This window comes from Erythrobacter sp. S43 (genome assembly GCF_057364955.1).
Window position 1 is genome coordinate 1,447,070 of record NZ_CP200285.1, and the last position, 13,244, is coordinate 1,460,313.

General features: G+C 60.8%; 18 protein-coding genes. 8 read left to right on the forward strand and 10 right to left on the reverse strand.

Annotated elements, in window-relative coordinates:
* The first annotated feature begins 4 nt into the window (after positions 1–4).
* Entirely contained in the window at positions 5–496 is a 492-nt protein-coding gene (locus AC0V6K_RS07020) for an SUF system Fe-S cluster assembly protein (RefSeq protein WP_472625912.1), read from the forward strand.
* Entirely contained in the window at positions 496–846 is a 351-nt protein-coding gene (locus AC0V6K_RS07025; RefSeq protein ID WP_472625914.1) for a HesB/IscA family protein, read from the forward strand. Before AC0V6K_RS07020 ends, AC0V6K_RS07025 begins: the two co-directional genes overlap by 1 nt.
* A gap of 25 nt (positions 847–871) precedes the next feature.
* On the opposite strand, the gene AC0V6K_RS07030 is transcribed toward AC0V6K_RS07025, so the two are convergent.
* From AC0V6K_RS07030 to AC0V6K_RS07040, 3 genes are all read right to left on the reverse strand, one after another.
* Entirely contained in the window at positions 872–1,837 is a 966-nt protein-coding gene (locus AC0V6K_RS07030; RefSeq protein WP_472625915.1) for a hypothetical protein, read from the reverse strand.
* Positions 1,838–1,931: 94 nt separating this feature from the next.
* Positions 1,932–2,342, reverse strand: a complete 411-nt coding sequence (locus AC0V6K_RS07035) for a hypothetical protein (RefSeq protein ID WP_472625917.1) — start codon at positions 2,340–2,342, stop codon at positions 1,932–1,934.
* 1 nt (position 2,343) lies between these two features.
* Positions 2,344–3,051, reverse strand: a complete 708-nt coding sequence (locus AC0V6K_RS07040) for an EI24 domain-containing protein (RefSeq protein WP_472625918.1) — start codon at positions 3,049–3,051, stop codon at positions 2,344–2,346.
* A 100-nt stretch (positions 3,052–3,151) separates the two neighbouring features.
* Here AC0V6K_RS07040 and AC0V6K_RS07045 point away from each other — a divergent pair, with 100 nt between their 5' ends.
* The gene (locus AC0V6K_RS07045; RefSeq protein ID WP_472625919.1) at positions 3,152–4,159 is read left to right on the forward strand and encodes an adenosine kinase; all 1,008 of its coding nucleotides are present in this window, start codon (positions 3,152–3,154) and stop codon (positions 4,157–4,159) included.
* Between the two features lie 6 nt (positions 4,160–4,165).
* Here AC0V6K_RS07045 and AC0V6K_RS07050 read toward each other — a convergent pair whose 3' ends face one another.
* On the reverse strand, positions 4,166–4,525 hold the full coding sequence (locus tag AC0V6K_RS07050) for a c-type cytochrome (protein WP_472625921.1): 360 nt from the start codon (positions 4,523–4,525) through the stop codon (positions 4,166–4,168).
* A gap of 44 nt (positions 4,526–4,569) precedes the next feature.
* Positions 4,570–5,847 (reverse strand): phosphoribosylamine--glycine ligase, encoded by a 1,278-nt coding sequence (purD, locus tag AC0V6K_RS07055; protein ID WP_472625922.1) that lies wholly within the window; start codon positions 5,845–5,847, stop codon positions 4,570–4,572.
* Between purD and xseA the strand changes: the two genes are divergently transcribed.
* From xseA to AC0V6K_RS07075, 4 genes are read left to right on the forward strand one after another with little or no spacing between them, the layout of a single operon-like run.
* Positions 5,846–7,315, forward strand: a complete 1,470-nt coding sequence (gene xseA / locus AC0V6K_RS07060) for an exodeoxyribonuclease VII large subunit (protein WP_472625923.1) — start codon at positions 5,846–5,848, stop codon at positions 7,313–7,315. The genes purD and xseA overlap by 2 nt on opposite strands.
* A gap of 24 nt (positions 7,316–7,339) precedes the next feature.
* Positions 7,340–7,558 carry a DUF2093 domain-containing protein gene (locus AC0V6K_RS07065; protein ID WP_472625924.1) on the forward strand — a complete coding sequence of 73 codons (219 nt, stop codon included), beginning with the start codon at positions 7,340–7,342 and terminating at the stop codon, positions 7,556–7,558.
* On the forward strand, positions 7,555–8,460 hold the full coding sequence (locus tag AC0V6K_RS07070) for a M23 family metallopeptidase (protein ID WP_472625925.1): 906 nt from the start codon (positions 7,555–7,557) through the stop codon (positions 8,458–8,460). The genes AC0V6K_RS07065 and AC0V6K_RS07070 overlap by 4 nt, the downstream gene beginning before the upstream one ends.
* A gap of 1 nt (position 8,461) precedes the next feature.
* Positions 8,462–9,460 (forward strand): esterase-like activity of phytase family protein, encoded by a 999-nt coding sequence (locus AC0V6K_RS07075; RefSeq protein WP_472625926.1) that lies wholly within the window; start codon positions 8,462–8,464, stop codon positions 9,458–9,460.
* Between the two features lie 45 nt (positions 9,461–9,505).
* Here AC0V6K_RS07075 and rpmB read toward each other — a convergent pair whose 3' ends face one another.
* The gene (gene rpmB / locus AC0V6K_RS07080; protein WP_472625927.1) at positions 9,506–9,793 is read right to left on the reverse strand and encodes a 50S ribosomal protein L28; all 288 of its coding nucleotides are present in this window, start codon (positions 9,791–9,793) and stop codon (positions 9,506–9,508) included.
* Between the two features lie 159 nt (positions 9,794–9,952).
* Between rpmB and AC0V6K_RS07085 the strand changes: the two genes are divergently transcribed.
* Complete coding sequence (locus tag AC0V6K_RS07085) at positions 9,953–10,408, forward strand: nucleoside deaminase (RefSeq protein ID WP_472625928.1); 456 nt, start codon at positions 9,953–9,955, stop codon at positions 10,406–10,408.
* Here the strand turns inward: AC0V6K_RS07085 and AC0V6K_RS07090 are convergent.
* From AC0V6K_RS07090 to nadC, 4 genes are all read right to left on the reverse strand, one after another.
* Entirely contained in the window at positions 10,392–11,165 is a 774-nt protein-coding gene (locus AC0V6K_RS07090; RefSeq protein WP_472625929.1) for a SpoIIAA family protein, read from the reverse strand. The two genes, AC0V6K_RS07085 and AC0V6K_RS07090, sit on opposite strands and share 17 nt — an antisense overlap.
* 55 nt (positions 11,166–11,220) lie before the next feature.
* Positions 11,221–11,775 (reverse strand): ribonuclease T2 family protein, encoded by a 555-nt coding sequence (locus tag AC0V6K_RS07095; protein ID WP_472625931.1) that lies wholly within the window; start codon positions 11,773–11,775, stop codon positions 11,221–11,223.
* A gap of 145 nt (positions 11,776–11,920) precedes the next feature.
* Positions 11,921–12,352: a hypothetical protein gene (locus AC0V6K_RS07100; RefSeq protein WP_472625932.1), complete on the reverse strand. Its 432-nt coding sequence runs from the start codon at positions 12,350–12,352 to the stop codon at positions 11,921–11,923.
* Positions 12,349–13,209 (reverse strand): carboxylating nicotinate-nucleotide diphosphorylase, encoded by an 861-nt coding sequence (nadC, locus tag AC0V6K_RS07105; RefSeq protein ID WP_472625933.1) that lies wholly within the window; start codon positions 13,207–13,209, stop codon positions 12,349–12,351. The genes AC0V6K_RS07100 and nadC overlap by 4 nt, the downstream gene beginning before the upstream one ends.
* Between the last annotated feature and the right edge of the window lie 35 nt (positions 13,210–13,244).

Consider the following 13,244-nt stretch of genomic DNA (forward strand, 5'->3'; position numbering starts at 1 on the left):
GCATATGAACAAGCCTCAGGACGAGAAAGAATTTGTCGCGGCCCCTGCGCCGAATGACGAGGTGGTGAAGCCACCCCGTGCGCGCGTGTCCGATGTGATTGACGAGGATGAGCCAGCAGAAGAGCGCAAGCGCGACTATCTCGAAGGCTTCCTTGCGGCCAAACCCGTCGAGGATGGCGTGGGTGGGGCGGGCAGTGATCTCCAAACCGCTGTCGTCGATGCGCTCAAGGAAATTTACGATCCAGAAATTCCGGTAAACATCTACGATCTCGGCCTGATCTACGGCGTTGAGGTGGATGACGAAGCCGATGCAACGATCACCATGACCTTGACCACACCTCATTGTCCGGTCGCCGAAACTATGCCGGGCGAGGTGGAGCTGCGCGCATCATCCGTGCCGGGCATTCGCGATGCCGAAGTCAATCTGGTATGGGACCCGCCGTGGTCGCCCGCCAAAATGAGCGACGAAGCCCGGCTTGAACTGGGGATGCTGTGATGAGCGCACTCAAGGAACGCCCGGCCGCCGTGATCCTCACCAAAGGCGCAGAGGATCGTATCGCGCATCTGATGAGCCAGGCCCCCGAGGACGCAATCGGCGTCAAACTCTCGACCCCGCGCCGAGGCTGTTCAGGCCTTGCCTATTCAGTCGATTACGTCACCGAAGAGGCGAAGTTCGACGAGAAAATCGAAACGCCCGGCGGCACCTTCTACATCGATGGCGCGAGCGTACTCTACCTCGTCGGCTCGACCATGGACTGGCAGGAAGATGACTTCACTGCTGGCTTCGTATTCGAGAATCCGAACGCCAAAGGCGCCTGTGGGTGCGGTGAAAGCTTTATGGTTTGATTTCACAGGCCTTTGAGGCCTTACCTTAGTCTTCTTCGGCGAGGCGTTTGAACAGACGGCGCTCCAGATCGTCGAGCTGACCATCCTGTTCCATACTTGCAGTCAGCCAGTCTTGTTCGCTGTCGGTGACAGCATCCCCGGCTTCAGCATCGCGGAAATAGTCGTTTTGCGGACCATCGGTCCCGCGCAGATGCTCAACTGCCCAACCGATCCGCTGCCCAAGGCCGGTTTTGGGACGGACTATCTCATTGATGAATTCGCGAACGAAGGCGGCATGCCCTTTGCTTTCGGCCTCAATGAAATTCACCAGCTCCAGCTTGCGTTCATGGCTCAGCTGCGCGTTGTCGAGCGCAAAGCCGCGCAGGTAGTTGCAGATCCCGTCAACGAACAGATCGCCCCATTCCGGCGCATTGGCATCGGCTAATGTCGCGTCTTTCAGTCGGAACAGGAGCTCGGCGTCAAAACGGCTTACGGCAGCCGGGCCATAACCACCGCTCGAGAAGATCACACGGCGCAGCATTCTTACTTCCGCTTCGCTGATGTGCGTGTCGCTCAGCTCACCGCCGCAGCGCGTCGGACCCACGCCGGTTAGGACTTCACGCTCGATATTCTCAAGCAGGTAGTTCTTGAGCAGCTCAGGCACATTCTCAGCGCGCTCCACGATGCGCACCAGAGCCTCAAGCTCGGCAAAGCTCTCGATCACGCCATCATGGTCGACCTGGTCAATCAGCCAGCGCGCCTCTTCATGGCTGCATTGCAGGCGTGGTTTGGTGCCGTTGAGAACGAATTCGCCGACGGCTTCGACAAAGAAGTCGCACCAAGATTCATCGCGTTCGGTCAGCACATTGTTGATCGCAAAGATCGCCTCGGCCTCTTCGCGGGTGATGATGCCATCGCCCCAGCCCTCTTGACGAAGCGTCAGCAGTTCTTGCGGCGAGATTTCTCCGTCCGCAGCAGCGCGCTTGGCGAATTCGATAAAGTGCGTCGTCATGTGCAGGCCCAACCTTAAGCCAAATCGTTTTTAGTCAGGTTCGGCTATGCCAGAGCGTGCTTAAATTCGGGTTACCATACAGGCATCAGCCGGGTTAGTTGCGCGCAACCTCTTCAATACACGACGATTTCTGAACATCGTTGCCATCGGTCTTGCGACGCGCTTCAACGTGAGTGGCTACCGGCTCGGTTCCTGAGGCAACGGGGTAGAGATAGACGTCGAGTACGCATTGATCGCCCGCGAACTGCAGCTTGCGCGCTGGCCCTTCGGTCAGGTCGATCCGCGCATCGCCAAACCGCTGGGTAAGGTCGCCAACCTTTTTGCCAATCACGCTGGCCACGTCGGAACTTGGCGGTGCGTTTACCGTCACCTCTGCCGGGTTTTCGGCTTCGAGTGTTGGGACGGTGGCGATGGAGGGGCGTGGTGCTGTCGAGACCGTTGGAGTAGTCGTACAAGCGGAAGCAGCAAGCGCGGCCAGCGCAATCATGGCACTCCGTTTTTCCACCTTACTCACCTGCCCCTGTTTCATGCTCGCTCGCAGCCATTGCGCGGTGCGTCACATGCGTCCCCGCCGCCGTGCCGATCACCGGCGCAAGCAGCCCTAGCCCCGGAACGAGCATCATGCCAGCCACGATCCCGCCAAGCATAAACCGGTCCGTGCCGCTAACCGGCGTTTTTGCATTGCCATCCCGCCCGAACCGGACCCATGTCATGTCGGTAAGCTCGCGCCCCAGCAGCACGGCGTTGACCAGAACGAACACCACAGCAGGCCCGATGGCTGTGAAGATCAGCACAACCGCAATGGGGAGGGCTACAAGGTTGTAGCCCACGGCCCTAAGTGTGGCACGGATGGCAATGGTGACTTCTTCTTGCATCGCAAGATTGCGAGTCAGGTGTGCAGCTTGAGGGTAGTGACGCGCCTCGACCGCCGTGATGATCTCGTCCGCAAAAAACTGGATGACTGCCAGCGCCACGACACGGAACAGAAACCAGAACCCTATCGCCGCGAGAACCAGGGCGAAGGCGGCGCTGGCGACACCGCCCTCCTCCCATCCGAAAGTGGACAACGCCGCAGAAAGCGCCACAAACAGGATCACGCCGAGGATCGCAAAGATCGCCACTGTGATTGCAAGGCTCTTCACCAGCACGCGCACAATCGCCGGATCAAACAGCTGTTGCGCCGCTTTCAGGACTGATCCGATCACTGCGCCCATCGGCTAAACCTCATAACTGTCCGGCTAACCCCTTGGCCTTGGGCGAAGAGGCGTCTAGGCGGCTCGCTAACACACAAACCCAAGAGTAGGACAATCCAAAGTGACAGCCCCCCGCTATGACGTGATCGCCATCGGTAACGCGATCGTCGACATCATCGCATCGTGTGACGAGGAGACGATCGACGAGCTGCAGCTTAACAAGGGCGGGATGACGCTTGTCGATGCCGAGGGTGCCGACAAGCTTTACGACGCGATGGGGCCGGCGACAGAGACCTCAGGTGGTTCAGCGGCGAACACGTTGGCAGGCCTTTCGCAGCTGGGCATCCAGTGTGCCTTCATCGGTCAGGTCGCGGATGACCAGTTCGGCAAAGTTTTTGCGCATGATATCCGCGCCACGGGCATCGATTTTGACACTCCCATGCGCCCGACTGACGGTACTGATGACGAACCGCCTACGGGCCGCTGCCTCATCTTCGTGACGCCTGATGGCGAGCGAACGATGAACACATTCCTTGGTGCGGGCCAATATCTGCCCGCATCGGCGCTGGACGATGAACTGATCAAGAGCGGCGCGATCCTCTATCTCGAAGGATATCTCTGGGACCCCGAAGAGCCGCGTGCGGCGATGCGCCGTGCCATCGAGGTGGCGCGTAATGCCGGTCGCAAGATCGCTTTCACGGCGTCAGAAAGCTTCGTCATTGACCGCCATGGCGATGATTTCCGCGACATGATCGACAACGGCTTGATCGATATCCTGTTCGTTAATGAGAGCGAACTGGCGACGCTGACCGGCGAAGACGACTTCGACACTGGCTTTGCGCAGATCGCGCCGAAGGTGCCGGTGCTGGTCGCCACGCGCAGCGAGAAGGGCGCCGTGGCGCAAGCCTATGGCGAGCGCGCGATTGTCGCAGCATCGCCGGTTGCCAAGGTGGTCGACACGACCGGTGCGGGTGACCAATTTGCGGCGGGCTTCCTTTCCGGTTTTGCACGTGGTGCACCGCTGGAGACCTGCCTCAAACGCGGTGCGATTGCAGCGGCTGAAGTGATCTCGCATTACGGCCCGCGTCCGGAGACCGATATGCAGAAGCTGATGGCGGAGAAGCTCTAGACTTTCTTACTCTGCTGGTTCGTAATCATCCCGCCGCAGCGTCACCATATAGGCTGCGATATGGTCGACCTGCTCTTCGGTGAGCTCGAACTCCATGTCTTCTGGGTAATTGTGCGCATTGGCGAGCCAGTCGCCCAGCGTCTCTTCGGTCAGCCCTTCGCGATTGGCGATGGCTTCGAAGCTGGGCACAGCGGGGTTGGGCGAGACGAAGGGCGGCTCAACCGCATGACACCCCCCACACGCCGCCTCGACAAAAGCGGGCGCAGGCGCGTCGCTGATAGGCAGTGGTGCAGGTCCGGTGGTCTGGCAGGCGACAAGCAGCGCGGCTGAACCGGCGAGGGTGAGGGTGGTGAGGTGCTGTTTCATAATGCCTCACTGCACCTGAAACAGCTAGACAACATTGATCTGAATCAAATTTGCGAGGATTCCCGCTCAACCTCGCGCCAGCCGATGTCTCTCCGGCAAAAGCCGCTTTCGAAACTGATCGCATCCACTGCCTTGTAGGCCGCCCTCTGCGCCTCTGTTACGTTGGCGCCAGTGGCGGTTACGTTAAGGACGCGGCCGCCATTGGCGACCAGTTGTCCGTCCTTCTTGGCTGTGCCTGCGTGAAATACCTTTGCGCCGTCCGCTTCAGCCTTGCCCAAATCAATCGCGCCACCCTTATCTGCGCTACCGGGATAGCCATTGGCGGCCATCACCACCGTCATCGCACTTTCGTCGGAGAAGTCCGCTTCCACGCCCATCAGCTCGCCCTTCGCACAGGCGAGCATCAGTTTGACCAGATCACCTTCAAAGCGGGTCATCAGCACCTGGCATTCGGGATCGCCAAAGCGGCAATTGTATTCGATCAGCTTGGGCCCATCCTCGGTCAGCATCAGACCCAGATAGAGAACGCCGGAATAGGGCATGCCTTCTTCGCGCATCGCTTCGACGGTCGGCCGGATGATCTCATTCATAGCGCGGCGTTGAAGCTCTGGCGTCAGAACGGGGGCTGGGGAGTACGCGCCCATACCGCCAGTGTTGAGGCCTGTATCGCCTTCGCCGACGCGCTTGTGATCCTGCGCGGTGCCAAACGGGACAATCGCAGTGCCATCGGTGATCGCGAAGAAGCTTGCCTCTTCGCCCTCGAGGAACTCCTCGATCACGACCTCTGCGCCCGCTTCGCCAAACTGTCCGCCGAACATGTCGGTCAGCGCGGCCTCGGCGTCTTCCAGAGTTTCGGCGATAACCACACCTTTGCCTGCCGCCAGACCGTCGGCCTTGAGCACATAAGGCGCGGTGAAGTCCGCGAGCGCAGCCTTTGCCTGCTCCAACGATTTGGTGCGGATGTAGCCGCCTGTAGGAATGCCGGCACGTTCGCACAAATCCTTGGTAAAGCCCTTCGAACCTTCCAGCTGCGCCGCCACTTGCGATGGCCCGAACACTGCAAAACCCTTGGCGCGTAGGCTGTCGGCCAGACCATCGACCAGTGGCGCTTCCGGACCGATGATCACAAGATCGACATCGTTGGTGGCGCAAAAGTGCACGACCGCGCCGTGATCGCCCGCGTCGAGCGTCACCAGCTCTGCCTCCTCGGCAATGCCGGGATTTCCGGGGGCTGCGAACAGCTTGGTGAGCGACGGGGATTGCGCCAGCTTCCACGCTAACGCATGTTCACGGCCTCCCGACCCGAGCAAAAGGACATTCATGGCGCGCGCTCCATCATCACAAGGTTCTGACGGGCTGGTAGCGCGCGAACGACAGGGCGACAACGCCGAGCCGCTATCGATCACCGAGATTTCGAATGCGCTCAAACGCACGGTGGAAGACCGCTTTGGCTATGTGCGGCTGCGCGGCGAACTATCCGGTGTGAAACGCGCCGCATCGGGCCACATGTATTGCGCGCTCAAAGACGAAAAATCGGTGCTGGACGGTGTGATGTGGCGCGGCAATGCGCAGCGTTTGGCTTTTGTACCCGAGGACGGGCTGGAGGTGATCGCGAGCGGTAAGCTGACGACCTATCCGGGCCGCTCGAAATACCAGATCGTGATCGATTCTCTGGAGATTGCCGGCGAGGGAGCGCTGCTGGCGCTACTGGAGAAGACTCGCGCGCGGCTTGAGGCCGAAGGGCTGTTCGCAAGGGAACGTAAACGTTCGCTTCCCTATCTCCCGCGCACGATTGGCGTGGTTACCTCACCAACCGGATCGGTTATTCGCGATATTCTGCACCGCTTGGGGGACCGCTTTCCCAGCCATGTGCTGGTCTGGCCGGTTCTGGTTCAGGGTCAGGGCGCTGCCGAGCAGGTTTCTGCCGCGATTAGAGGCTTTTCAGCCATGCCGGCCGATGGACCAGTCGCGCGGCCAGATGTGGTGATCGTCGCACGGGGTGGTGGTTCGATCGAGGATTTGTGGAGCTTCAACGAGGAAGTCGTGGTTCGCGCCATAGCTGAATGTACCATTCCGGTTATTTCGGCGGTAGGGCATGAAACCGATACGACTTTGGCCGATTACGCCGCGGACCGGCGCGCGCCCACGCCCACGGCGGCGGCCGAAATGGCGGTTCCGGTCAAGGTGGACCTTGATGCGACCCTCGCCGACTTCGCCAGCCGCCAACGCCGTGCGGTGCATCGCCCTGTGGAGCTGGGCCGCGAACGGCTCGAAGCGCGTGTCCAACGCATGCCGACACCCGAAACGCTATTGCAGCCGCAAGCGCAGCGGCTCGATGAGCTGTCCGAGCGGCTGCGACGCGGATTGCGTGATCGGGCCGGACAAGGGCGCGAAATGCTTGCTGGATGGGCCGCGCGACTACAGCCACGCTTGCTGCACCAGGCTGCGGATCAGCGCAAAGACCGCTTGGAGCGCTTGCGGCTGACTCCCGCACTGGTGACTCGTCCGATCGCAACCAAGCGTGATCAACTGGCCTCACTTGCCCGTCTTGCCGAACAATTGCACCCTCGCAAACCGCTCGAGCGCGGCTATGCTATCGTCACCGCTGCTGATGGCCGCGCGCTGACCGCCAAGGCGCAAGCGGAGAAAGAGGCGGCGCTTAAGCTTGAATTCAAGGACGGTGTGCTTGATGTGAACACAACCGATGCACCCCCCGCATCACGCCCCGCCAAACCCAAGCGCTCCAAGCCCAAAGGAACTTCGCCCGAGCAGGACGATTTGTTCAGGTAAGCGCAAAATGATAATGGAACCCCCATGTTGATGTCTTCCGGCGATAAAGCCGCCAAACTCCATTACGGCCCCTCCAATTTCCGCGTGCTGCGCGCAGGCCAGCATGTCTATTGCGCGGTGAGCGGAGAGGTCATTCCGCTGGAAGAACTGCGTTACTGGAGCGCAGAGCATCAGGAAGCCTACGCAACCTGCGAAATCGCGACACGGCGACTGCTGGAAGCGCAAGGGCTGGCTTCGCAATGATCAATCATCCTTGGCTCACCCTGACCCTTGGTGGGTTGCTGACGCTTGCGAGCTGTTCGGGCAGCGAGGCGATTGGCAAAGATGCGGCGTCTGATACTGCCGCAGATGATGCTGCTCCTGTTAGGCTGGCAGTGGCCGCAACGCGGACGAACTTCGAGGGCGTCGAAGGCGAGTTCACTCAAGGCGGATGGGTGCGCGGCAAAGCGCCGAGCGGAGCGAAATCGGTCTCTTTGGGCGATGTCGAAACGCCTGTGGCAGCCGATGGCACCTTCTTCGCGGCGTTTGATCGCGACGCGGGTGATCTTGCCACGCTCACCGCGCAGCTTGAGAACGGCGGCACTGTCGAGAAGTCCCTCGCCATTTCCAAGCGCCAATGGAAAATCTCGCGCGTCAACGTCTCGCGCGGTCGCGGCAAGAACCTTGATGCGTGGTGGAAGAAGCGCGAGCCGGAGTACAACGCGATCAAAGATGCGCGCGCGAAAGAAACCGGCGCGACGGGCTGGAAACAAGACTTCATCTGGCCGGTAAAGGGCCGCATTTCAGGCTTTTTCGGACGCCAACGCATCTACGCAGGTGAGCCGGGGCCATATCACACCGGCATCGACGTGGCAGCGAGCACCGGCACGCCTCTGGTTGCGCCTGCCGACGGTGTGATCGTTCTGGCGCGCACAGGGTTTAGCCTTGAGGGCGGTATCATCATTGTCGACCACGGAGCGGGCCTGAACAGCGCCTTCATTCACTTATCCAAACTGGTGGTGAAAGAAGGGCAAGCGGTGAAACAGGGTCAGCATATCGGCTATATCGGTTCCACAGGCCGTTCGACCGGCCCGCACATGCACTGGAGCCTCAAATGGGGCGACTCCCGTATTGATCCGCTGCTGATGACCGGACCGATGCGGTAAGATGAGAAGCAAACGCCGTGTAGTTGCGGCGACCGCCCTTTTGCTCGCCTGCGCGCCGGGCAATATCGTCCACGAACACGTCAGTTGGGACCCACCCAAGGCTGTCGCTATCGAGCAGATCGCTGGCCAAAGCGATACCATTGCGGATGGCTGGGAAGTCGCGGGCATTTGGGCACTTGAGGGCGAGGGGCTCCTGTTCGGTGGTTTTTCCGCCCTTGTGGCTTTGCCAGACAACCGCCTGATGGCGTTTTCCGATCGTGGCGCGCGGTTTGTGTTTGACGAGCCGGATGGTGAAGGCGCGCAACGCGTGGTCGCTCGCCAAACCCTCGCGGAGGATCGCACGCCAGCCATGCCCGACATCGAGGCAGCAACCCATGACCCGAAGACTGGCGAATACTGGATCGGCTTCGAGAACAACCATTCGATTGACCGGTTTGCGCGCGATCACACGCCTTTGGGCGCACGGGACATGAATTCCGCTGCGCGCACGCTTCGCTGGTCAAACAACAGCGGTGCAGAGGCGTTTACGCGGCTTTCCGACGGGCGCTTTGCCCTGCTGCCAGAGGGCAAGCGCACCGGACTGATCTTTCCCGAGGATCCGACCGGGGACGCTGACTTTGACGTCTTCGCCTATCTCCCGCCCGTGCCCGGCCACGGTGCGACCGATATGGTGCAATTGCCCGATGGCCGCGTGCTCTTGCTACTGCGCAATCTCGATCCGCTGGGCGGCATTCCGCCGTTCGAGAGCAAGATCGCCATTGGACCTGCTCCCACGGTTGGCCCGAGCGAAGTGTGGAAGCCCAAGGTTACGCTAGACCTCGCTGGCGTTGTCCCGCGCGAGAATTACGAGGGGATCGCGGTTCGTCCCACGAAGGATGGCCGCATTGCCGTGTGGCTCATATCTGACGACAACAAATCGGTTATGCAGCGCACTCTCGTGGTGAAGCTGATCTTCGATCCCGCTCCTGCTCCAGACAAAGCAAAAGGCGCGCGGAAGTAACCGCACGCCCTTGCTTGAGATCCGAGCCTGAAGGCCCGATCGAAATTAAGCGGCTTTGTTCGCCTTAACCAACTCGCGCTTCACTTTCTGCGCGCGGGTCGAAAGCTTCTCGTCGCTGGTCTTCAGCAGCCAGTTATCCAGACCGCCATTGTGCTCGACCGAACGCAGACCGTGAGTCGAAACGCGGAACTTGAAGCTGCGATCGAGCTTTTCGCTCATCAGCGTGACGTTCTGCAGGTTCGGCAGGAAGACGCGCTTGGTCTTGTTGTTGGCGTGGCTGACATTGTTGCCTACCAGACGGCCCTTGCCGGTCAGTTCGCAAATGCGCGACATGATAAATCTCTTCAATCTACAGTGGTGGGAGCGCCGCGTTTGCCGCGGGCCGAATACTCGCAAAAGCGATCGGACGTCCCGGAAAGCGCGCCGCATAGCGGCCCCCTTGCGAATCGTCAATTGATTCGTGTGCCTGATTGGGGTTAGCGCGGGGCTGCGATGACCCAATGGCCGATCCCTGAACCCATGCGCACTGCGTTGAATGCCGCGCACGCCGCTGCCGAGGCGGGCGAAGTGCCTGTTGGCGCGGTGGTGGTCAAGGACGGAGAAGTGGTGGCCGTGGCCGCCAATGCCACCCGCTCACCGCCTGATCCGACTGGCCATGCCGAGGTACGTGCGCTGCGTATGGCGGCCCAGGCTCTGCGGCAGGACCGCCTGATCGATTGCGACCTCTACGTGACGCTGGAGCCCTGCGCGATGTGCGCCGGCGCCATCAGCCACGCAAGGATCGCACGCCTCTACTACGGAGCCAGCGACCCCAAAGGCGGCGCGGTCGAACACGGCGCAAGGGTGTTCGAGCAAGAGCAATGCCTGCATGCGCCGGAAGTGTATTCGGGCATGGGTGAGGAAGAGGCTGCAGAGTTGCTGCGCGGGTTCTTCAGGGAGCGGCGATAGTCTCGCCCTGCTTTGCGAGCCACTCGACTGCGTCTCCCTTATCGTCCAGATCGAACGAGCGGATGTCGGGGTTGATAAGCGACCCCATGATGCCTGCCATCGCCCCGATCCAGCCAGGGCCGCCGACAATGGCGTAGCGGTCTAGCTTGCCGATCAGGTCGAGCTTGCCCCGCAGCACTTCGCTGGAGAACACCGTGTCGAAGTCAAAGCCGTGCCAATGCTTGATGACGATCATCAGTCGCGCGCAGTCGGGGTCTTCGAGCCGCGCGCGTACCATTGCCACGCCGCGTTCGCTTTCGGCTCGGTCGAGCCTGCCGGAGAGTTCGAAGGCTGCAATGTTGGGGTGACCAATATCAATCTCATGGAATGCGCCTTTGTGCGGGCCATCACTCTCTTCCATGATCCAGGCGAGCGCCGTGTCGGCCTCGTCTTCGTCATAGACTTGGTAGGTAAGGCCGGGCAGCAGTGCGCTTTCGAGTCGCGAGCCGGTGCGGATCCATGCCTCGTCCGAAACGATGGCGATGCGGTTCGCGCCGTAAATCCATTTGGTGAGCGACGGGATATGCGAAAGCTCTATTGTCACCGCACCAAAGGTGAAACCCTGCACCGCGGTCGCATCAATCAAGACGTTTCCGCCGCCTCCAGCTTCGTTTTGCTCTTTGGCGAAGTCGACAATGGCCTGCGCGTCTTCCTGCCGGAATTGCTCGATGAAGGTGATGCGGTGTGCCGTGGGCGAAATGCGTTCAATGTTGATCATGCGCCAAGGCTAGGCCTGCGAGCCGCGGGAGTCATTGACCGAGATCAAATCTGGCTCATAGTCCTCGCCAGATTTTCGCTCGCGCCGCGTTGGCTGCGCCGTATCGGTTCTTGTCGCAGCGGGTGGGCATGAAGTCCTTGCCGTAGCACAGGCGAATTTCTTGCAGCCAACCGCTGCGGTTGAGCTTTACCCCGATATGCTCCGGTTCGACTCCGCCATTGGCGGTGGCGAAAGCTTCGCGGATACGGCCTGCGGTGAGGTCATCTTCGCGGCTGATGCGGGTGTAGTCTGGGATGCGCAGCGAGTTCCACAGGATACGCGTAACTGTGAAGTAGGTCTCCGGCTTTTTGACCATGCAGCTGCCGTGCTTGGCCCATTGCCGCGCGGCGAGGCGAGCGGAGGGCATCATGCACAGATTGCGGCGCAATTCGGCGGGGGTGAGGCGATTGCGCGTCGGGCACCACTGTGGCCATGTGCGGCGGGAGCGGGTGGCGCTTTCGGGCCAGAGCCCGTGGACGATCAGGCCAAAGCGCCCGTTATCGCCGGAGCACTGCATCCGGTGCGCGCGGCTGTCCTGCCGCGTGCGGCAAAAGGCGGGCGACCAGCTCAATGCTAGGGTGTAGCCCGTGACCGGTAGCTGCCGCGGGCGGCTGTCAGGCGAAACGCGTGGAACTGCGGAAACATTCGGTGCACGGCACTGATATGCTTGGGCAGATGCGATCGCGGGCGTTGCCAGAGCGAGCAAAACGGCAAGATTAGTCAAAAGTCGCAGGATCGGGCTCCTTGTGGGTGAACCAGTCATTGGCATCGCGAGTGAATAACAGCGCGACAGCCCCCAATGATATCGCCTGACCGATCAAGATGCCCGGCACAGCGTAGAGCATCGGCAGATTGGTCAGAATAAGCACAACTTTGGCCACCGCCATAATAGTTACAAACCAGCGCGCAAAACGGCTCCCGGCTATCCAGACCAGTGCGATAGGGATCAATTCGATGGTGAACCAGGCGGAGCTGGCGACAATGGTCCAGTCGCGGTTCCATTCGAAGCCAAGGCCGAGCGAGGCGAGAAATTCCTCCTGCGCGGGCAGATCGAACAGCGCGACGATCAGATTGATCAAGGCAAGCCCGAGCAGGATTCCGGCGAAGGCGTGAATCGCGAGGGGGCGCGGCCCGTTGGCCAATGTCATAGCGGCGTGAAGTCGAGGCCCACGTCAGCCGCAGGCGCGCTCTGTGTCAGGCGACCGACCGAGCAATAGTCGACCCCGCTCGCAGCCTTGGCCTTGATCGTGTCGAGGTTGATCCCGCCCGATGCCTCGGTCTTGGTCCGACCTGCGACCAATGCGACGGCCTCTTTCAGCACTTCGGGCGACATGTTGTCGAGCAGTAGGTGATGCGCGCCCGCTTTAATGGCGGGTTCAATCTGGTCGAGCCGGTCTACTTCGCAAATAATGTTGGAAACCCCCGCATCGCGCGCGCGGCGCACTGCTTCGCCCACGCTTCCGGCGACAGCGACGTGGTTATCCTTGATCATTGCCGCATCCCACAGGCCCATGCGGTGGTTGTTCCCGCCGCCCATGCGCACCGCGTATTTCTCAAGCATGCGCAGGCCGGGAATGGTCTTGCGGGTGTCGAGCAAGGTGCAGTCAGGGTTGTCCATTGCGGTCACATATTCGCGCACCATCGTGGCGATGCCGGACAGGTGCTGAACGATATTCAAGGCGCTGCGCTCTGCGGTGAGAAGTGCGCGGGCATTGCCCTCGATGTGCATGAGGTCTGCGCCCGGATCGACTGCGTCGCCATCATGCTTGAGCGTGCGGATCGTGCAATGCGGATCGAGATGGCGGAAGAATGCCTCGGCCAGCGGAAGCCCGGCAACTACAATCGGATCGCGGCTGTCCATCACGCCTGAAAAGCGCGCATCGGCCGGGATTACGCTCTCGGAGGTGACGTCATGCCCGCCACCATCAAGGCCAACGCCAAGGTCTTCGTCCAGCGTTTCCTGAACAAACTTATCGAGATCGAAGCCGGAGAGCGAAAAGGTCATGGTTTCTCAATACCCTCTCACGGCTTCATCGCAAG